This window comes from Nitratireductor aquibiodomus (genome assembly GCF_900105565.1).
GTDB lineage: Bacteria > Pseudomonadota > Alphaproteobacteria > Rhizobiales > Rhizobiaceae > Nitratireductor > Nitratireductor aquibiodomus.
Genome location: NZ_FNSL01000001.1, coordinates 3,205,578 through 3,223,748, shown reverse-complemented (window position 1 = coordinate 3,223,748; position 18,171 = coordinate 3,205,578). Strand labels below are relative to the sequence as shown.

General features: G+C 61.5%; 16 protein-coding genes. 3 read left to right on the top strand and 13 right to left on the bottom strand.

The features are described from left to right. Positions 1 to 31 precede the first annotated feature (31 nt). Together BLW55_RS15275 and BLW55_RS15270 are read right to left on the bottom strand one after the other, a co-directional pair. A complete protein-coding gene (locus BLW55_RS15275) occupies positions 32 to 1,015 on the bottom strand; it encodes an ABC transporter permease (RefSeq protein ID WP_177175091.1) in 984 nt (327 codons plus the stop codon). A 25-nt stretch (positions 1,016 to 1,040) separates the two neighbouring features. Beyond that, the gene (locus BLW55_RS15270; protein WP_090329362.1) at positions 1,041 to 1,973 is read right to left on the bottom strand and encodes a siderophore ABC transporter substrate-binding protein; all 933 of its coding nucleotides are present in this window, start codon (positions 1,971 to 1,973) and stop codon (positions 1,041 to 1,043) included. Between the two features lie 178 nt (positions 1,974 to 2,151). On the opposite strand from BLW55_RS15270, the gene BLW55_RS15265 reads away from it, so the two are divergent. Next, the gene (locus BLW55_RS15265; RefSeq protein ID WP_007006888.1) at positions 2,152 to 2,433 is read left to right on the top strand and encodes a DUF2218 domain-containing protein; all 282 of its coding nucleotides are present in this window, start codon (positions 2,152 to 2,154) and stop codon (positions 2,431 to 2,433) included. Positions 2,434 to 2,502: 69 nt separating this feature from the next. On the opposite strand, the gene BLW55_RS15260 is transcribed toward BLW55_RS15265, so the two are convergent. The 9 genes from BLW55_RS15260 to BLW55_RS15220 form a co-directional block, all read right to left on the bottom strand. Beyond that, the gene (locus BLW55_RS15260) at positions 2,503 to 5,646 is read right to left on the bottom strand and encodes an efflux RND transporter permease subunit (RefSeq protein ID WP_090330018.1); all 3,144 of its coding nucleotides are present in this window, start codon (positions 5,644 to 5,646) and stop codon (positions 2,503 to 2,505) included. Positions 5,647 to 5,658: 12 nt separating this feature from the next. Next, positions 5,659 to 6,750 carry an efflux RND transporter periplasmic adaptor subunit gene (locus tag BLW55_RS15255; protein WP_090329361.1) on the bottom strand — a complete coding sequence of 364 codons (1,092 nt, stop codon included), beginning with the start codon at positions 6,748 to 6,750 and terminating at the stop codon, positions 5,659 to 5,661. 95 nt (positions 6,751 to 6,845) lie between these two features. Continuing rightward, positions 6,846 to 7,460, bottom strand: a complete 615-nt coding sequence (locus tag BLW55_RS15250) for a TetR/AcrR family transcriptional regulator (RefSeq protein ID WP_025029570.1) — start codon at positions 7,458 to 7,460, stop codon at positions 6,846 to 6,848. 83 nt (positions 7,461 to 7,543) lie between these two features. Further along, positions 7,544 to 9,142, bottom strand: a complete 1,599-nt coding sequence (locus tag BLW55_RS15245; RefSeq protein WP_090329360.1) for a GMC family oxidoreductase — start codon at positions 9,140 to 9,142, stop codon at positions 7,544 to 7,546. A gap of 5 nt (positions 9,143 to 9,147) precedes the next feature. Then, complete coding sequence (locus tag BLW55_RS15240; protein ID WP_370671622.1) at positions 9,148 to 10,131, bottom strand: branched-chain amino acid ABC transporter permease; 984 nt, start codon at positions 10,129 to 10,131, stop codon at positions 9,148 to 9,150. Continuing rightward, positions 10,124 to 11,011 (bottom strand): branched-chain amino acid ABC transporter permease, encoded by an 888-nt coding sequence (locus tag BLW55_RS15235; protein ID WP_007006880.1) that lies wholly within the window; start codon positions 11,009 to 11,011, stop codon positions 10,124 to 10,126. The genes BLW55_RS15240 and BLW55_RS15235 overlap by 8 nt, the downstream gene beginning before the upstream one ends. Before the next feature lie 4 nt (positions 11,012 to 11,015). Beyond that, the gene (locus BLW55_RS15230) at positions 11,016 to 11,735 is read right to left on the bottom strand and encodes an ABC transporter ATP-binding protein (RefSeq protein ID WP_090329359.1); all 720 of its coding nucleotides are present in this window, start codon (positions 11,733 to 11,735) and stop codon (positions 11,016 to 11,018) included. Then, positions 11,725 to 12,519: an ABC transporter ATP-binding protein gene (locus BLW55_RS15225; RefSeq protein WP_090330017.1), complete on the bottom strand. Its 795-nt coding sequence runs from the start codon at positions 12,517 to 12,519 to the stop codon at positions 11,725 to 11,727. The genes BLW55_RS15230 and BLW55_RS15225 overlap by 11 nt, the downstream gene beginning before the upstream one ends. A gap of 11 nt (positions 12,520 to 12,530) precedes the next feature. Then, positions 12,531 to 13,736: an ABC transporter substrate-binding protein gene (locus BLW55_RS15220; RefSeq protein ID WP_090329358.1), complete on the bottom strand. Its 1,206-nt coding sequence runs from the start codon at positions 13,734 to 13,736 to the stop codon at positions 12,531 to 12,533. A gap of 259 nt (positions 13,737 to 13,995) precedes the next feature. On the opposite strand from BLW55_RS15220, the gene BLW55_RS15215 reads away from it, so the two are divergent. Both BLW55_RS15215 and BLW55_RS15210 read left to right on the top strand, forming a co-directional pair. Continuing rightward, positions 13,996 to 14,907, top strand: coding sequence for a LysR family transcriptional regulator (locus BLW55_RS15215; protein WP_007006875.1), 912 nt, complete (start codon positions 13,996 to 13,998; stop codon positions 14,905 to 14,907). Between the two features lie 148 nt (positions 14,908 to 15,055). After that, a complete protein-coding gene (locus BLW55_RS15210; RefSeq protein WP_007006874.1) occupies positions 15,056 to 15,475 on the top strand; it encodes a DUF983 domain-containing protein in 420 nt (139 codons plus the stop codon). Positions 15,476 to 15,578: 103 nt separating this feature from the next. On the opposite strand, the gene BLW55_RS15205 is transcribed toward BLW55_RS15210, so the two are convergent. Both BLW55_RS15205 and BLW55_RS15200 read right to left on the bottom strand, forming a co-directional pair. Further along, positions 15,579 to 17,324 (bottom strand): M14 family metallopeptidase, encoded by a 1,746-nt coding sequence (locus BLW55_RS15205; protein WP_090329357.1) that lies wholly within the window; start codon positions 17,322 to 17,324, stop codon positions 15,579 to 15,581. After that, positions 17,321 to 18,169: an ABC transporter permease gene (locus BLW55_RS15200; protein ID WP_007006872.1), complete on the bottom strand. Its 849-nt coding sequence runs from the start codon at positions 18,167 to 18,169 to the stop codon at positions 17,321 to 17,323. The genes BLW55_RS15205 and BLW55_RS15200 overlap by 4 nt, the downstream gene beginning before the upstream one ends. Positions 18,170 to 18,171 lie beyond the last annotated feature (2 nt).

Here is an 18,171-nt window from a genome sequence, read left to right as displayed (position 1 = left end):
CGCCAGGCGCGGTCTTTGCCATGAAGCCTGCCTAGCCAAAGCGCGCCCGCCGCCGAAGGAGGAGATAGAGGAAGATGCCGGAACCGAAGACACCCGCCACCGTGCCAACCGGAATCTCATAGGGGAAACGCAACACCCGCCCGACAATATCGCAGGCGAGCAGAAAGCCCGCACCCGAAAGCGCCACCCACGGGAGGGCGCGCCGCAGATTGTCGCCCACGGTCAGGCTGACGACATTGGCAACAATAAGCCCCAGAAAGGGCACCGTGCCAGCTGTCACCACCGCCGAAGCCGAGACCATGGACACGATAACCAGACCGAAGGCGAGAATGCGCCCGTAGTTCAGGCCAAGATTGCGGGTGAAACTCTGACCGAGCCCGGCCACCGTGAAGCGATCCGCCGCCAGATAGGACAGCACGGCCAGACCGCCTGCGACCCACAGCAACTCGTAGCGTCCCCGCAGAACACCGGAAAAGTCACCGTTGATCCATGTGGCGAGCGACTGAATCAGATCATAGCGATAGGCGAAGAAGGTTGTTACCGCGTTGATCACGCCCCCGAACATCAGCCCGAGGAGCGGCACAATCAGGCTGGAGCCCGCTGGAATTTTCGAGACAAGACGGAGGAACATGAAGGTCGCTGCGAGGGCGAAACCCGAGGCGACGACCATCTTGGAGAAAATGGGCAGGCCCGGCGCGAGCAGTGCCACCACCAGCAGGCCAAGGCTTGCCGCTTCCACCATGCCGGTGGTCGTCGGCTCCACGAAGCGGTTGCGGAACAGCATCTGCATGATGAGCGCAGCAACCCCCATGGACATGCCCGAGAGCACCAGTGCGAGCGTGCGGGGTATGCGGCTGACAAGGAGAAGCTGAATGGCCTGCGCGCTGCCATCGCCGCTTATGAGATCGCCCAGCGGCATGTCGGCCACGCCGATGAGAAGGCTGATGACAGCCAGAACAGCAACGCACCCGACCGCCAGCACCAGGCCGGCGACGGGGCGAAAACGGACGGACATGCTGGCGGCGGCTTGCATGGCCCTGTCAGTCGACCGCGCTCATTGCCTTGGTGATCGCGTCGACTTCCGCCTGGAGGGCAGTCATGCCGCCACCGACCAGATACCAGCGGACCGCGTCGGCATAGTAGATATTGCCTTCCCTGGCGGCCGTGGTGGCGGCGACGAGTTCGTTGTCGAGAGTCTGTCTGGCCGACTGGCCGTCGCTGCCAACAGCCGAATCGCGGTCGACGACAAAGAGCCAGTCCGGGTTGGTCTTGAGGATGAACTCGAAGGAAACGGCCTCGCCGTGAGTGGCCGCCTCAACATCCTCGACGGCAGGCAGCACGCCAAGATCGTCATGCAGCCAGCCGAACCGCGAGCCGGGACCGTAGGCCGAAACCTTGCCGCCGTTTGTCAGAATGATGAGGCCCTTACCGGCATCCTTTGCGGTCTCGCGCAGCGCGGCAACGGATTTGTCGAGCTTTTCGATCAGTGCACCCGCAGCGTCTTCTTTATCGAAGATCACACCCAGCTTGCGCGCATTCTCTTCAGCGCCCTGCAAAAAATTGTCGGGATCAATGGTCAGGTCGATGGTTGGCGCGATCTTTGAGAGCGCCTCATACTGCGCTGCGGATCGAGCCGCCACGATGATGAGGTCAGGCCCTGCCGCATTCACGGCCTCGAAATCGGGCTCGAAAAGCGAACCGATCTTCGCGTAGTCGCCCCCTTCGTATCTGGAGAGATAGGCCGGGATCAAAGCGCTGGGAACGCCCGCAACCTCGACACCCAGCGCATCAAGGGTGTCCAGCGTGGCGAGATCGAATGTCAGCACCTTCTTCGGCGTGTCCGGCAAAACGGTTTCGCCCTGTGCATGTTTGACAATGATCTCCCCGGCATTGGCATAACCCGGCAGGAACGCCGCAAGCGCGATGGCGGAAGCCAGGAAACGCCCGGCGAGTAAGTTGAATTTCGAGATCATCGACATGCTCCAAATGTCTGGAAGGATGAAAAGGAGAAATCTGCCGACCCATGGTCCGGCCAACCGACAACGCCCTTGTCAGCATGTCGGTTAGCAAATATGATTGTGTTGTTCAACTTATCTGTATGGACAATCTGCCACACAGTTTCAGCATTGTTTTTTCCCGGAGACATTTCTCATGCTGCAATCCAAAGCCGTCGTGACCACGGAGCACGCCTCGAAATATCTGCAGCAGCTTTGCAAGCATTTCGCCCACAAGGTCAGCGTCGATTACGACGCCGCGCGGGGCAAGGTGGATTTCCCGTTCGGTGACTGCATCATGCGTGCGGATGAGGCAGCGCTTACCATCGAGTGCAGCGCCAAAACGGATGAGGAGCTTGCCCGTGCTCAAAATGTGATCGACGATCACCTCACACGCTTCGCCTGGCGCGAAAAGCCGGAGATTGCCTGGCAGGCCTGAGCGACAATCCGAATTTGACATAAAACAGAAAGGCGGCGGAACGCGAGCAATGAATTCCGCCGCCCCTCTTTACTCGGCCGCCTGTGGCAGCGCGAGTTGTTCGTTGTCCTGGACTGCAATACCGGCATCGGCTCCCTGCTCAGCGCCCGGCCGCCGGACGCGGTAGAAGGCGGCATAAAGCGCCGGCACGAACAGGATCGTCAGCACCGTCGCAACGGTCAGACCGCCCATGATGGCAAAGGCCATCGGTCCCCAGAACACATTGCCCGAGAGCGGCACCATGGCGAGGATGGCGGCAAGCGCCGTTAGAACCACAGGCCGTGTGCGGCGCACTGTCGCCTCGATGATCGCGGTCCATTCAGGCATCCCGTCTTCCTGATCGGCCTTGATCTGATCGACCAGGATCACCGTGTTGCGCATGATCATGCCGGCAAGCGCGATCAGCCCGAGCAGAGCCACGAAGCCGAAGGGCTGGTTGAAGATCAACAGCCCGAACGCCGCGCCTATGAGACCGAGCGGGGCGGTGGCAAAAACCAGGGCGAGCCGCGAGAAGCTCTGGAGCTGGATCATCAGGATGGTAAGCATGGCCAGCACCATGATCGGGAACACATCGAACAGGGCAGCGTTCGCCTTGGCGCTTTCCTCGATGGCGCCCCCCATTTCGATGCGGTAGCCCACCGGCAGGTTCTCCATCAGCGGCTGAAGGGTCGGCAGGATCTGCGAGGAAACATCCGGCGGCTGCACACCTGCAGGCACATCGGCGCGCACCGTGATCAGCATATCGCGGTTTTGCCGCCACAGGATCGGTTCTTCATGGCCATAGACCACCCTCGCCACCTGCGACAGCGGCACCGGCGCGCCGCCGCGCGTGGCAATCGTCAGGTCGCCCAGATGCTCGATGTCGAGCCTTTCGCTCTCCACCGCACGCGCCACAACATCCACCTGCTCGATGCCGTCGCGGACAGAGGTCACCGTCAGGCCTGAAAGCAGGGTCTGCAGCGTGCGGCCGATATCCTGCGGCGTCAGGCCGAGCGCCCGTGCACGATCCTGATCGACTTCGAGCCGGATGGATTTCGCCTGTTCGTTCCAGTCCAGATTGGGATCAAGCGCATTGGGGTTCTGCGCCATAACATCACGCACCTCGTAGGCGATGCGGCGCACCTCCAGCGGGTCCGCGCCAATGACACGGAACTGAACGGGGAAGCCCACGGGCGGACCGAACACCAGCTCCGTGACGCGCACCCGCGCTTCAGGCAGGCCGCCCTCGGCGATATAGGTCTGCAGCCGCTCCTTGACCCGGTCGCGCGCTGCCGCGTCCTCCGTGTACATCACGATGATCGCGTAATTCGGCTTCGGCAATTCGGGGTTGGAAGCGAGGAACCAGCGCGGTGCGCCGGCACCCGTGTAGGTGGAGTAGGTCAGCACCTCTTCGTCAGCCGCAATCACCTCTTCCATGACACGGGCAGAGGCTTCGGTGGCCTTGATCGGCGCGCCTTCCGGCAAACGGATTTCCACCATCAGTTCGGGGCGTGGCGAGGTCGGGAAGAACTGTTGCTGGACGAAGCCGAAAGACCAGATGGAGACGGCAAAAAGCCCAATCACCGCCGCAATCACCACCCAGCGCCAGGAGACACACCATTCCACGATCCGGCGAAGCGCGTTGTAGAGGCGCGTGTCGTAGATATCGTGATGATCGCCACCCTCTGCCACGGCAGCGCCGTGCTTGTGAAAATCGGGCAGGAGCTTGACGCCGATATAGGGCGTAAAGATCACCGCCACGAACCACGACGCCACCAGCGCAATGCCGACCACCCAGAAAATGCCGCCGGCATATTCGCCCGCCGTCGACTGCGCAAAGCCGACCGGCAGAAAGCCCGCTGCCGTTACCAGCGTCCCCGTCAGCATGGGAAAGGCCGTCGAGGTCCAGGCGAAGGTCGCCGCCTTCAGCCGGTCATAGCCCTGCTCCATCTTCACCACCATCATCTCGACGGCGATGATCGCATCGTCCACCATAAGACCAAGCGCGATGATGAGCGCGCCGAGCGTGATGCGCTCCAGGCTCATGCCCAGAATGTCGAGCACGATCATCACGATGGCGAGCACCAGCGGCACCGCCAGCGCGACAACGATGCCGGTGCGCCAGCCGAGCGACAGGAAGCTCACCGCCAGAACGACAGCCAGCGCTTCCAGAAAAACCTTGATGAACTCGCCGACGGAGTCCTGCACGACTTCCGGCTGGTTGGCGATCATGTCGAGTTCCAGACCGACCGGAAGATCGGCCTTGATCCCGTCCATTGCCTGATCGAGATTTTCACCCAGCGTGAGAATGTTAGCGCCTTCGGCCATGACCACGCCTATGGCGAGTGCCTGCTCTCCCTCATGACGCGCGGTGAAGCTTGGCGGGTCTTCATAGCCACGCCGCACATCCGCGATATCGCCAAGGCGGAACACGGTGCCGTTTACAGCAACAGGCACCGAGGCCACGGCCTCCACGCCCTTCAGTGCCCCTTCCACGCGCAAAAACACCCGGTCGGATGCCGTCTCGATCTCGCCCGAGGGCGTCACCGCATTCTGTGCCGCGATGGAATTAAAGATCACCTGCGGGTCGATGCCCAGAGTGGCAAGCTTGGAATGGGAAAACTCGACAAAGATGCGCTCGTCCTGAGCGCCGTAAAAACGCACCTTCTCCACGTCCGGCACGCGCAGAAGCCGCTGGCGGATGTCTTCCGCCGCGTCCTTCAGATCGCGCATCGTCGCGCCGTCGCCGGTCAGCATGTAGAGCGCGCTGTCCACATCGCCGAATTCGTCGTTGAAGAAGGGGCCGATCACGCCCTGCGGCAGCGAGGCGCGAATGTCGCCGACGCGCTTGCGGATCTGATACCAGATGTCGGCCACCTCGCCCGGCGGCGTCGTGTCCTCCAGCTGCACCTGCATGAAGGTGGAGCCGGGTTTGGAATAGGTGCGCACCTTGTCGAAATAGGGCACTTCCTGCAGCGTCTTCTCGATCGGGTCGGCGACCTGTCGCTGAACCTCCTCGGCCGTGGCGCCCGGCCAGATGGCATTCACAACCATGACCTTGATCGTAAAGCTCGGATCCTCTGCACGGCCCAGCCGCGCATAAGAATAGGCGCCGCCCAGCGAAAGAACGATGATTAGAAACAGGACGAGTGTCTGGTGGGTGACGGCCCACTGCGAAAGGTTGAAACGCTGCATCATGGCCTCCGGTCAGTCAGCGCTGGCAGACTGGATTTCGGCGAGCCGGACGCGTTCGCCATCCTGCAGCTTCTGGACACCGAGCGTGACGATCCTGTCGCCATCCTCAAGGCCCTCCGCGATAATCGCATTGCGCGACTGATAGGCCTCGACGACGACCGGGCGGCGTTTGAGTTCGTGCGAGGGGGGATCGACTACGAACACGACCGGGCCCCGGCCATCGTCGAGAACCGCCGTCATCGGTATGCGCGCGACCGGTGACGGATCTCCTTTGGTGAGCGAAACGGTGGCGGTCATGCCGAGCCGGACATTTGCATCCGCCTCCGGCACGGAGAAGCGCACCGGATAGGTCCTGCTCGTGCCGTTGGCCTCCGGCGCGATCTCGCGCACCTTTGCGGCGTAAAGGCCGTCACCGGCCCACAGCGAAACCTCCGCGGTGGGGCCTTCCAGATCAGCGAGGCGGCTTTCGGGGATCGAGACCTCGACCTCCTTTTCATCCAGCCGCGCCACGCTTACCACCATCTGACCGGGCGAGACGACCTGCCCGGCCTCCACACCCACGGCACTCACCACGCCGTCGGCGGATGCCGTGAGTTCGGCATAGCCCATCTGGTTTTCGGCAAGGGCGACCGCGCGCTCGGCCTGCTCGAAGCGCGACCGCGTTTCGTCGACGGCCAGCGCTTGTGCATCAAGCGCTGCCTGGGTCACGTGCCCGCGCTTGAACAGTGTGCGCGCCCGCTCGAGATCGGTCTTAGCCTTGGCGAGGCTTGCCCGCGCTGCCGTAAGTGCTGCCCGCTGCTGCTCAAGCTGCAAGTTGAGATCGATTGGGTCGAGCCGCGCCAGAACCTCTCCGGCCTTCACCGCGTCCCCCACATCGACACGCCGTTCAGCCACCTTGCCACCGACGCGAAACGCCTCAGCCACTTCGGTGCGCGGCACGATGGTGCCCGTATACGTGCGTGTCTCCGCAAGCGGGGAAAGCCGCACCGTCGCCACCCGCACGACGGGATCGGGACGCTCGGCCACCTCCTCTTCCTGGCAGGCGGCCAGTGAAAGCGCCATCGCGCCCAGAAGAACAATCCGTTTCGGTATCGTCAGCGGCATGAGCCCCTACCTTGTAAACGTTGTTAACTGATGATTCTCAATATTTATCATTATTTGAGCGCGCGCATACCAGTGCCGCCCCGCCTTTCGTGGCGTCAGCCTGTCTTGCCCAGCCCTTTCAAAATGAAGCGAATCTGCTCTCGAAGACCCTCTTCCGTGTCCTCGCCATGCAGAATGCAGTGCTCGATCATCTGCGGATGCATAAAGGTCATGAAGGCCCGCTTCACACTGCGTGAAGCCTCCGCCGGGTCATCGACATCGAAATCGCCTGCCTCGACACCCTCGCGGATGATGCCTTCGAGGATCGTCGTCATGCGTTCGATATGCGCCTTGATGATCGACCAGTTTTCCTGCATCGCAGCCGCAACCATCTCGTGGGTGCGCTTTTCCTTAATCAGCGTCGCCTTGTTGTGCTCGTGGATCGACGTCAGAAGCCGCGACAGCTTCTCCGGCGCCGGCGCGTTGGTCCGTGCTATGGAAAAGGCGATCGCCGCCACTTCCTCGACGATCCGCCCGCAGATGCACTCGTTGATCGCGCCTTTTGAAGGGAAAAACCGGTAGACATTAGCCGGACTCATACCCACTTCCGCCGCAATATCGGCAACGGAGGTCTTCTGATAGCCAATGCTGCGGAAGAAATTCTCGGCCACTTCCAGAATGCGGCTGCGGGTTTCCTCCGGATCGGTGCGGGTGCGCGTAATCTGTTTCATCATCCTATTCCTGATGATTTTCAATAATCGTCAGAATTCAGGAAGTCAACAGCTATTCGCCCCGCAAGACCATGGCGGCCGACCTATCGCGCGTCCTCAAGGATCATCGCCGCTGCCTTTTCCGCAATCATCAGCGTCGGCGAGTTGGTGTTGCCGGAAACGATGGCGGGCATCACCGACGCATCGGCGATGCGCAGGCCATGGAGCCCACGCATCCGAAGCCTTTCATCCACCACCGCCTCCTCGTCCGCCCCCATCCGGCAGGTGCCAACAGGATGGAAGATCGTGGTACCGATCTGGCCCGCCGCTTCAACGAGTTCTTCCTCGCTCTGATAGCCCGGCCCCGGCTTGAACTCTTCGGGCCGATAGCGCTGCAGGGCCGGTTGCGCGACGATACGGCGCGTCAATCGGATTGCATCGGCGGCCACCTGCCGGTCGCTCTCAGTCGACAGGTAATTGGGTCGGATGGCCGGCTGCTTCCGAAAATCCTTCGAGGTGAGATGCACGGAGCCCCGGCTATCTGGCCGCAGGTTGCACACACTCGCCGTAAAGGCCGGGAAAGGATGGACAGGATCGCCGAACTTGTCGAGCGAAAGCGGCTGCACATGATATTGCAGATTGGCCGTTTCGCGCGTTTCGTCCGAGCGCGTGAAAAGACCAAGCTGGCTTGGCGCCATGGACATGGGCCCCGACCGTTTCAGAAGATATTCGAGCGCAATCGCCGCCTTGCCGGTCAGCCGGCTTGCCTGTTCGTTGAGCGTGCGGATGCCCGAAACCCTGTAGGCGCAGCGCAGTTGGAGATGGTCCTGCAGGTTTTCGCCCACCGAATTCTGCTCGAAGACCACGGGGATGTCCGCCGCCTGCAACACCTCCCCACGCCCAATGCCCGACAGTTCGAGAATGTGCGGCGAGCCAATGGCCCCGGCCGACAGAACGACCTCAGCCCGGCAATGCGCGTCACGCACCTCCCCGTTCTGCTCATAGGCGACACCCGTGACGCGCCCCTCCTCCACGATGAGCCGGCGCACATGCGCGCCTGTCTCAACACGGAGATTTTGCCGGTGCCGCACGGGCTTCAGGAAGGCTTTCGACGCATTCCAGCGTATGCCGCCGCGCTGGTTCACGCGGAAATAGGACGAGCCTTCATTGTCGCCGCGATTGAAATCGTCGACCTTTGGAACACCAAGCGCTTCAGCCGCATCCTGAAAGGCATCGAGGATGTCCCAACGCACACGCGCCTCTTCCACGCGCCATTCGCCGCCGGCGCCATGCATGTCGTCCGCGCCCCGGTAGTAGTCTTCGGGTTTCTTGAAAAAGGGCAGCACATCGTCCCAGGCCCAGCCGGCGCAGCCCATCTGCCGCCAGCGGTCGTAATCGCGCGCCTGCCCGCGCATGTAGATCATGCCGTTGATGGAGGAGCAGCCACCCAGAACCTTGCCGCGCGGATAGGCGAGCGAACGCCCGCCCAGCCCGGCCTCGCTTTCGGTGGTAAAGCACCAGTCGGTGCGCGGGTTGGAGATGCAGTAGAGATAACCAACCGGGATATGCACCCAGGCGTAGTTATCCTTACCGCCCGCCTCCAGAAGCAGCACCGAAACCTTCGGATCGGCAGACAGGCGGTTGGCCAGAAGGCATCCGGCCGTCCCCGCGCCGACGACGATATAGTCGAATGTCTCCGTCATCACCGTCAGCGCGCATCGCTCTCCCCGCGCGAAAACCGCGCGAGGATTTCGCCCACAATGCCGCGCCGGAACAGAAGCACGCAGATCATGAAGATCGCGCCGGTGATCACCGTTACCGGGAACTCCGACGTGGCAAGATAGTTCTGCAGCGTCACGACCAGCCCGGCGCCGACAATGGGGCCAAGCATCGTGCCGATGCCGCCGAGCAGTGTCATGAGGATCACCTCGCCCGACATCTGCCATGTCACGTCCGTCAGCGTTGCGAACTGGAAAACCAGCGCCTTCATCGCGCCCGCCAGCCCCGCCAGCGTCGCCGACATGACGAAGGCTGCAAGCTTGTAGCGCGCAACGCTGTAGCCGAGCGAGATTGCGCGATTCTCGTTCTCGCGGATCGATTTCAGGATCATGCCGAAAGGCGAATGCACGATGCGCCAGACGGCAAAGACGCCGATCAGGAAGCCGCCCAGCACGAAGAAATACATGTTGAGTGGCACGCTCAGATCGATGAAGCCGAAGAGGTGACCGCGCGGCACGCCCTGAATGCCGTCCTCCCCCTTGGTGAAGGGAGCCTGCACGCAGAAGAAGTAGAACATCTGCGCCAGCGCCAGCGTGATCATGGCGAAGTAGATGCCCTGCCGCCGGATGGCGAAAAAGCCGATGATCAGCCCCAGCACCGCCGCGCCGAACACGCCGAGAAGCACGCCGAATTCCGGCGTCCAGCCCCATTCCTTCACCGCATGGGCGGTGAAATAGGCCGCTCCGCCGAAGAAGGCCGCATGGCCGAAGGAAAGCAGGCCCGTATAACCAAGCAGCAGGTTGAACGCCGCCGCAAAGAGCGCAAAGCACAGCATCTTCATCAGGAAGACGGGGTAGAGGAAAAACGGTGCAGCGATCAGCGCCGCAATGCCCAGCCCCACGAGAAGCCATTCGGTGCGGGCACGGGTCTGCCGGTCGATGCCGGTACTTGTCAGTTCAGCCATGTCACGCATCCTTCCCGAACAGTCCGGCGGGCCGCACCAGGAGCACGATCGCCATGATCACGAAGATCACGATGTTGGACGCTTCCGGATAAAACACCTTGGTCAGCCCTTCGGCGAGACCGAGCATATAGCCGGTCACGATGGCGCCGAGGATGGACCCCATGCCGCCCACCACCACAACGGCAAACACCACGATGATGAGGTTCGACCCCATCAGCGGGCTCACCTGGTAGACGGGCGCGGCCATGATGCCGGCAAGGCCGGCAAGTGCCGAGCCGATGCCATAGGTCAACGTCAGAAGCAGGGGCACGTTCACGCCGAAGGCCTGCACCAGCGTCGGGTTTTCCGTCGCCGCGCGCAGATAGGCGCCAAGCTTGGTCTTTTCGATCAGAAGCCATGTGCCGATGCAGATGATGAGCGACGCCACCACCACCCAGCCGCGATAATTCGGCAGGAACATGAAGCCAAGATTGGTGCCGCCGGAAAGCTGTGATGGCGGCATATAGGATTGCCCCGATACACCATAGAAATAGCGGAACGCGCCTTCCAGCACGAGCGCCAGCCCGAAGGTGAAGAGCAGGCCATAGAGCGGGTCCACATTGTAAAGCCGGGACAGGGCAACCTTCTCGATCGCCATGCCGCTCAGCCCCACCAGCAGGGGCACGAGGATCAGCGCCGGCCAATAGCCGATGCCCAGATGCGCCAGAAGCAGGTAGCCGATGAATGCACCCAGCATGTACTGCGCGCCATGGGCGAAATTGATCACCCGCAACAGGCCGAAGATGATGGCGAGCCCAAGGCTCAGCATCGCATAGAACGAGCCGTTGATGAGGCCGACCAGCAATTGGCCGAGAAAGGCCTGGATCGGGATTCCGAAGATCATGGTCATGTCATCAAACTCCAATCACCTCGTGCAATTCCTCCATGCGCTGATCCAGCTCGGATGCCGGGAAGCTCGCGGTGATCTGGCCGTGTTCCATCAGGTAGAAGCGATCGGCAACGCGGCTTGCAAAACGGAAATTCTGCTCAACCAGCAGGATCGTCATGCCGCGCGCCTTGAGCGTTGCCAGCACCTCGCCGATGCGCTCCACGATCACGGGCGCAAGCCCTTCAGTCGGTTCGTCAAGCAAGAGCAGCTTCACGCCGGTGCGCAGCATACGGGCAATGGCCAGCATCTGTTGTTCGCCGCCGGAAAGCTTCGTGCCCTGGCTGTTGCGCCGTTCCTTCAGATTGGGGAACAGCTCGAAGATTTCGTCAATGCTCATGCCTCCCTCAGAGACAACAGGCGGCAGAAGCAGGTTCTCGTCCACCGACAGCGTGGCGAAGATGCCGCGCTCTTCGGGCACGAAGCCAAGCCCGGCATGCGCCGTGCGATGCAGCGGCGTGTGGATCAGATCCTGCCCCGCAAAGTCGATCACGCCCTTGCGCTTGCGGATAATGCCCATGATCGCGCGCAGCGTCGTCGTCTTGCCGACGCCATTGCGGCCAAGCAGCGTGACGGTTTCGCTCTCCGCCACGTCGAGGTTCACACCGTGCAGTGCGTGGCTCTCGCCATACCAGGCATGCAGATCGCGGACGGAAAGAAGCGGCTTTTTGCCGTGCTCACTCGTCATAGGCCGTCCCCATATAGGCCACCTTCACCTGTTCGTCCTGGCTCACGGTCGCGTAATCGCCGGCGGCGATGATTTCGCCACGCTGAAGCACCGTGATCCAGTCACAGAGATCGGCAACAACCTTGAGATTGTGCTCGACCATGAGAACCGCCCTATCCTTCGCTACATCGCGGATGATGTCGGCGACCGTCTCCACATCTTCATGCCCCATGCCGGCCATCGGCTCATCAAGCAGAAGAACCTTGGGATCGAGCGCCAGCGTGGTGGCAATTTCCAGAACGCGCTTGCGGCCATAGGAGAGGTCGCCCGCCATTCTGTTGCGTTCGTTTTGAAGCCCGACCGTCTCCAGCAATTGTTCCGCGCGTGGGGTCAAGAGGTCGAGGCTGCCGAGCGAGCGCCAGAACTGATAGCCGAGCCCGCCCGGGCGCTGCAGCGCGACACGCACATTGTCGAGCACGCTCAGATGCGGAAAGATAGCCGAGATCTGGAACGACCGCACCAGCCCCAGCCGCGCCACCCTGGCGGGCGGGGTGCTGGTGATGTCGCGCCCCATGAACTCAATGCGCCCGGCACTGGGCGCCAGAAACTTGGTCAGGAGATTGAAAACCGTGGTCTTGCCGGCCCCGTTCGGGCCGATCAGCGCGTGAATCTTCGCGTGCCGTACGTCGAGATCGACATCCTTGACGGCTACGAACCCGGCAAAATCGCGCCGCAGACCACGGGCGGTAAGCACCACCCGCGGCTCTGCATCACTGGCGGCGCCGGAAACCGGCGCTTTCGTCATGATGGCCTCCGTCACTGGCTGGCCAGAGAGCAGCCACTTTCAGAGGGTTTGATATAGGCTTCCTCGCCCGGAATGGTGGCAAGGACGTTGTAATAGTCCCACGGTTCCTTGCTGTCGGCGGGCTTCTTCACTTCCATCAGATACATGTCGTTCAAGAGACGCCCATTGGCACCCACCGTCGCATCACGGGCGAAGAGGTCGTCTACCTTCATCTCGTGCAGAAGCTTGGCAACGGCGTCCGTCTCATCAGTGCCGGCTTCCTTGATGGCCTTCAAATACTGGGTCACCGCCGAGTAGGTTCCCGCCTGGATCATGTTGGGCATGCGGTTCGTGCGCTCGTAATAGCGCCGGCTGAACTCACGCGATTCATCATCACGGTCCCAGTAAAAGCCTTCCGTCAGTGTCAGGCCCTGCGCGGCTTCAAGGCCAAGGCCATGAACCTCGGCCAGTGTGAACAGAAGGGCTGCAAGGCGCTGCCCGCCGGCAACGATGCCGAACTCCGCAGCCTGCTTGATGGCGTTCGCCGTATCGAGACCGGCATTCGCCAGACCGATCACCTTGGCGCCCGAGGCCTGAGCCTGCAGGAGGAAGGACGAAAAGTCGGTGGTGGCGAGCGGATGGCGCACGGCACCCAAAATCTCACCGCCCTTGGACTTGGCGAAATTGCCGGTCTGCTCTTCCAGCGAATAGCCGAACGCATAGTCGGCAGTCAGGAAGAACCAGGTGTCGCCGCCCTGCTCCACCAGCGCGCCGCCGGTGCCGACCGCGAGAGCATGCGTATCATAGGCCCAGTGGAAACCGTAGGGCGAGCACTGTGCGCCGGTCAGTTCCGTGGTCGCCGCGCCGGTGACCATGTTGATCTTCTTCTTCTCTTTCGAGATGCCCTGCACGGCCAGAGCCACCGACGAGGTGGTCAGTTCCATGATCGCATCCACCTGTTCGGTATCATACCACTGGCGGGCGATGTTGGCGGCAATGTCGGGCTTGTTCTGGTGATCGGCGGTGATGACCTCAATGGGCTTGTCGAGAACCGTGCCGCCGAAATCCTCGACCGCCATCAGCGCGGCCTCATAAGACCACTTTCCACCAAAGTCGGCATAGACACCCGACTGGTCGTTCAGGATGCCGATCTTCACCTTTTCATCGGAAACCTGGGCCATAGCCGGAATGGCGGTGGCCGTCATCAGGGCCATGGATGCAAGCGCAAGTAACTTCATAATCGATTTCTCCTCCCAAAACGGTGATCCGCAAGCCAGTGCAGCGCGCCCGGAAGCGGTTATCCTGAACCGCAGGGCGTGCTCGTGCTCCTCCGCACATCTCCCTGCAGGAAATCGGCATGGCAATTCTGGGGGCTGGAGCCGGTGCGAACCGGGCCTCCCTTCCCTCATGCACGACCATGCCTATAGTCATAGCATTGACCTTTCCGTACACAACTCATTATTTTTGCACAAATACGGTGCAAAAACGTACAGAGCGATGCGACCATTTTCCTGGGACGACCTGCAGTATTTCCTCGCCGTCGCGCGAACGGGGCAGCTTTCGGCGGCGGCGCGCAAGCTGCGGACCAATCACGCCACGGTTTCGCGCCGCATCGACAGGCTTGAACAGGCGCTGGGAACACGGCTCTTCGAGCGCAACCCGCGCGGCTATCTTCTGACGGCGGCCGGCGAAAAGATGGTGGAGCGGGCCGAAGTGATCGAGCGCGAAGCCGCTCACGTGCAGAGCGAACTCGCAGGTGACGCCACCTCGGTCAGCGGCGTTGTGCGCATCAGCACGCTGGAAGGGTTCGGCAATTTCTTCCTGGCCGACCGCCTGCCCGATCTCGCCAGCTCCCTGCCCTCTCTGTCGATCGAGCTCCTCATTATCCAGCAGATCGTTTCACTGTCGCGGCGCGAGGCGGACATGTCGGTGACCCTGTCCACCAACCGGGCGGGCTCACATCACTATGAAAAAATCACCATGTACCGGCTGTTTCTTTATGGGACACGGGAATATCTTGAAAGCCACCCGCCGGTGCGCCGGAGGTCCGACCTGGCCTCCCACCGCATCATCGGCTACATCGAAGACATGATCTTCACGCCCGGCCTCGATTACCATCGGGAGATTCTGCCGGGCGCCCGTGCCTTCTATCAGAGCTCCAGCATTCATGCGCAGCTTGCCGCCACGCGAAAGGGGCTGGGGTTATGCGTGATGCCGAACTTCATGGCGCGGCATTATCCCGACCTTGTCCCAGTCATTCCGAAGGAGATTCATCTCGAACGCTATTACTGGTGCATCGCCCATCAGGACGTCGCTCACACACCGCGCATACGGATGCTGACGGACTTCATCAAGACCGAAGCGGAAGCCGCGAAAGATGATTTTCACGGGCAGAATCTTTTGGCGTAAAATGACGTCGTTTTCGGGGAAACGACCGCGTTTCCCTTCGAATTCCGGAATTCCCGGGACTTTTCGGCAATTTTGTCGCAAGCTGAATTGTCACATGGCCACGCAGTCTTCTTTCGATGAAACTGCACCCTGAAATGGAGAGGCCGCGATGAAGAACGCCCAGTATACACCCACCGACAACCCGATGCTGACGGGGACCCTTGGCCGCTGCCCGCAATGCCAGCAGGGCCACATCTTCAAAGGCTATCTCCAGCTCGCGGAAAGCTGCGAAGTCTGCGGGCTCGACTACTCCTTCGCCGATCCGGCCGACGGTCCGGCCTTCTTCGCCATGACCATTGCCGCCGTTCCCGCGCTCGCCTTCGGCGTCTGGTTCCAGATGGCGTTTGAGTTGCCGCTATGGGTGCATGTGTTCACGACCGTGCCGCTGACGATCCTGAGCTGCATGGCGCTTTTGCGCCCACTCAAGGGCTGGCTCGTCTGCTCGCAATATTTTCACAAGGCCGAGGAAGGCTCCATCGACCACGCCTGGCACAGCGAGGCGGCGGCCAAGAAGGCCGATCAGACCTAGATCGCCATGCGTCCATCCGGACGCACAAAGGACGATCTAGGTAGTCTATAGTTAGAGCATCGGAGTAATCCGAAAACCGGATTCCACTTTTCGGTCCGATGCTCTAAACTATCAGGTTCTCCGCCATCATTTCCTGAAGCGCGTCATAGGCGGCGAGCACCGTTTGGGTCTGCGCTTCATGGGCGAGCCGAAACGCATCACCATAGACCGTCTCGTCCGGATATTCGGTGATGAGCGTCATCGGTGCGTCGTGGCGGTCGACTTCCGTGATGGTGATCGGGAAGCCGTTCAAAACCTCGAACTGAAGCGCGCCGGCGTGGATTTCATAAAGCCGGATCTGCGCTTCATTAAAGGCGACGAGACCCGGAACCTTTGCAAGTTCAGCCGTCACTTTTTCGATGAGACGACGCGTGCGCTCGGCCCAACCGGGCTGGTGGCGGGCGACCAGGAAAAAGCCCTTTGGCACCGTCCACATCTCGAAACCACGCGGAATGTAACCCGTCAGCGGTCGCGTCCATTCATGCGCGGGATAGCCGTGCAGATTGACGTGGAGCGTGGCCTTCGTGCGTGAATAGGCTTCGCGGCGAATGGATTTTTCATAAAGCGGTTCGGTCTCGCGGTATTCGAGATCGTCGCCAAGAGCTGTGTAACGGGCGGCGTGGTGCATGTGGTGCGGCTGGCTCTGGCACAGCGCATAATGCAGCGCATAACCGTCCGGATTTTCGAGTGGCGAAACCGTGAAATGCGCGCCTTCACGCTCGGAAAGCAGCGAAGCACCGCGCAACGCGCCTGCGACACCGGAAATCTCGTTGGGATGCTGTCCGCCGCTCAGCATGATCGGATGATCGGTTCCGCGCACATGGCGCGCCGGGACAGCGCGGCCGGAACGCGATGAAACCTCGAACGCCTCGCCGCCGATCTTTTCAAGCGTTTCAGCAACCATTGAGACGGAGAATGGTCCCGTGGCCTCATGCAACGGCTGCGCCGGCCAGAGCGCGGGTTCGGTGGTCAGCGGTCGGGTTTCGACATTGACGGTGAGCGGTCCTTCGCCGGCCGAAATCGTGGGGATGATCTGACCGGGCTGGAGCCCACGCGACCCAAGCTTGCGGCCCGACTTCTTCTGGAAGAGTTCAAGCAGCGAGAAATAGAAGTCCTCGTGCAGCGCTTCGTGCACGCTGATCGCCTCTTCGCCGACCGGGAGCCGCCGGTCCGCACCCGGCATGGAAACACGGATGTGAAGCGCGTCGAAGAATGGCTCTTCCTCACCCCACGGGTGGGCATCGATGGCGGCCATCGTTTCGTGGAAGAGACGCTCGAAATCGGTTGCGAGCGCTTCATCAACAATGCGGCCATCCGGGTGACGCACGCGAAGCCAGCCACAGGGCGAGAGAAGCTTTTCGCCAATGTGATCTTCGGCAAGCCGGTTGGGCGCGAAGACCGCATGGCGCGAAACGGAGCCATCCGCCGCCGTTATCTCAACGCCATATTCGAGCGGGCCATCGACCGGAGCGGGGGTGAAGGCGATTTCCGCCTCACCCACCATACCGGCAAGCGGATAGGCCTCCAGCAGGAAGCGCTGTTCGGCAGCGGCAGGGCTTACCGGATAAGTGATGGCGATGCGCGGTGCGAGGGGCGCGTCTTCCAGAAAAAAATGAACGAGCGGCTTGTAGGCGCTGTGAAGCCGGGCGGTGACACCCGCTGCCTCGAAGCGCTTTTCGGCAGCGCGGCGCGCGGCCTCATCCTCGAAAAGCCATGCCTCCAGCTCCGCGCCGCGCCATGCCTCAATGGCGTATTCGGCGACCAGACGGTCGAGCGTGCGGTCGAAGGTCTTTTCGAAGATCGCGGTCATGTTTCTGTGCGTCCTGTTGGATCGAGGAGATCGCGCAGCCAGTCGCCAAGAAGGTTCAGACCGAGCACGGTGAAGAGGATTGCAAGCCCAGGAAAGACGCTGACCCACCATGCGTTCTGCAGATAGGTGCGCCCGTCAGCCAGCATGCCGCCCCAGCTCGGGATGGTCGGATCGACGCCGAGGCCAAGGAAGGTGAGCGAGCTTTCCAAGAGGATGTTGGTGGCGACGTTGAGCGTCATCAGAACGACAACCGGGCCTGCGAGGTTCGGCAGAAGGTGCTGGAACAGGATCTTGAAATCCGGCACGCCGATGGCCTTGGCCGCGTGGATGAACTCGCGGTCATTGAGCGACAGGACGGAGCCGCGCACAAGGCGGGCATACTGCACCCATTGCGACACGATGAGCAGGATGATCGTGTTGGTGATGCCTCCGCCCACAATGGCGATGAAGGTGATGGCAAGCAGGATGAAGGGAAGCGCTAGCTGCACATCGGCAAAGCGCATGACGAGCATGTCCCAGAAGCCGCGATAATAGCCCGAGACCAACCCCATGACGACACCGACCACCACGGCGCCGGCAACGGAGGTGAAGCCCACCAGAAGCGAGATCTTGCCGCCGGTTATCACACGCGCCAGCACATCTCGGCCGAGCGGATCGGTGCCCAGAATGTGCGCCCAGTCGGTGAACGGTTTTGTGAGACGTGCCGTCAGATTGATCTGCTCGCCGCCATCGGGAAAGAGCAGCGGTGAAAGCAGGACCAGCAGCGTCATCGTTCCGGCAAGTAGAATGCCGAGGATGAACTCGATGTTCTTGAAGTGACGCAAACGCGAAACAGCCTGTGCCATGA

Coding starts and splice junctions, on each gene's coding strand:
- BLW55_RS15275 (WP_177175091.1), bottom strand. CDS start 1,015: ATGTCCGTCCGTTTTCGCCCCGTCGCCGGCCTGGTGCTGGCGGTCGGG.
- BLW55_RS15270 (WP_090329362.1), bottom strand. CDS start 1,973: ATGATCTCGAAATTCAACTTACTCGCCGGGCGTTTCCTGGCTTCCGCC.
- BLW55_RS15265 (WP_007006888.1), top strand. CDS start 2,152: ATGCTGCAATCCAAAGCCGTCGTGACCACGGAGCACGCCTCGAAATAT.
- BLW55_RS15260 (WP_090330018.1), bottom strand. CDS start 5,646: ATGCAGCGTTTCAACCTTTCGCAGTGGGCCGTCACCCACCAGACACTC.
- BLW55_RS15255 (WP_090329361.1), bottom strand. CDS start 6,750: ATGCCGCTGACGATACCGAAACGGATTGTTCTTCTGGGCGCGATGGCG.
- BLW55_RS15250 (WP_025029570.1), bottom strand. CDS start 7,460: ATGAAACAGATTACGCGCACCCGCACCGATCCGGAGGAAACCCGCAGC.
- BLW55_RS15245 (WP_090329360.1), bottom strand. CDS start 9,142: ATGACGGAGACATTCGACTATATCGTCGTCGGCGCGGGGACGGCCGGA.
- BLW55_RS15240 (WP_370671622.1), bottom strand. CDS start 10,131: ATGCGTGACATGGCTGAACTGACAAGTACCGGCATCGACCGGCAGACC.
- BLW55_RS15235 (WP_007006880.1), bottom strand. CDS start 11,011: ATGACCATGATCTTCGGAATCCCGATCCAGGCCTTTCTCGGCCAATTG.
- BLW55_RS15230 (WP_090329359.1), bottom strand. CDS start 11,735: ATGACGAGTGAGCACGGCAAAAAGCCGCTTCTTTCCGTCCGCGATCTG.
- BLW55_RS15225 (WP_090330017.1), bottom strand. CDS start 12,519: ATGACGAAAGCGCCGGTTTCCGGCGCCGCCAGTGATGCAGAGCCGCGG.
- BLW55_RS15220 (WP_090329358.1), bottom strand. CDS start 13,736: ATGAAGTTACTTGCGCTTGCATCCATGGCCCTGATGACGGCCACCGCC.
- BLW55_RS15215 (WP_007006875.1), top strand. CDS start 13,996: ATGCGACCATTTTCCTGGGACGACCTGCAGTATTTCCTCGCCGTCGCG.
- BLW55_RS15210 (WP_007006874.1), top strand. CDS start 15,056: ATGAAGAACGCCCAGTATACACCCACCGACAACCCGATGCTGACGGGG.
- BLW55_RS15205 (WP_090329357.1), bottom strand. CDS start 17,324: ATGACCGCGATCTTCGAAAAGACCTTCGACCGCACGCTCGACCGTCTG.
- BLW55_RS15200 (WP_007006872.1), bottom strand. CDS start 18,169: ATGGCACAGGCTGTTTCGCGTTTGCGTCACTTCAAGAACATCGAGTTC.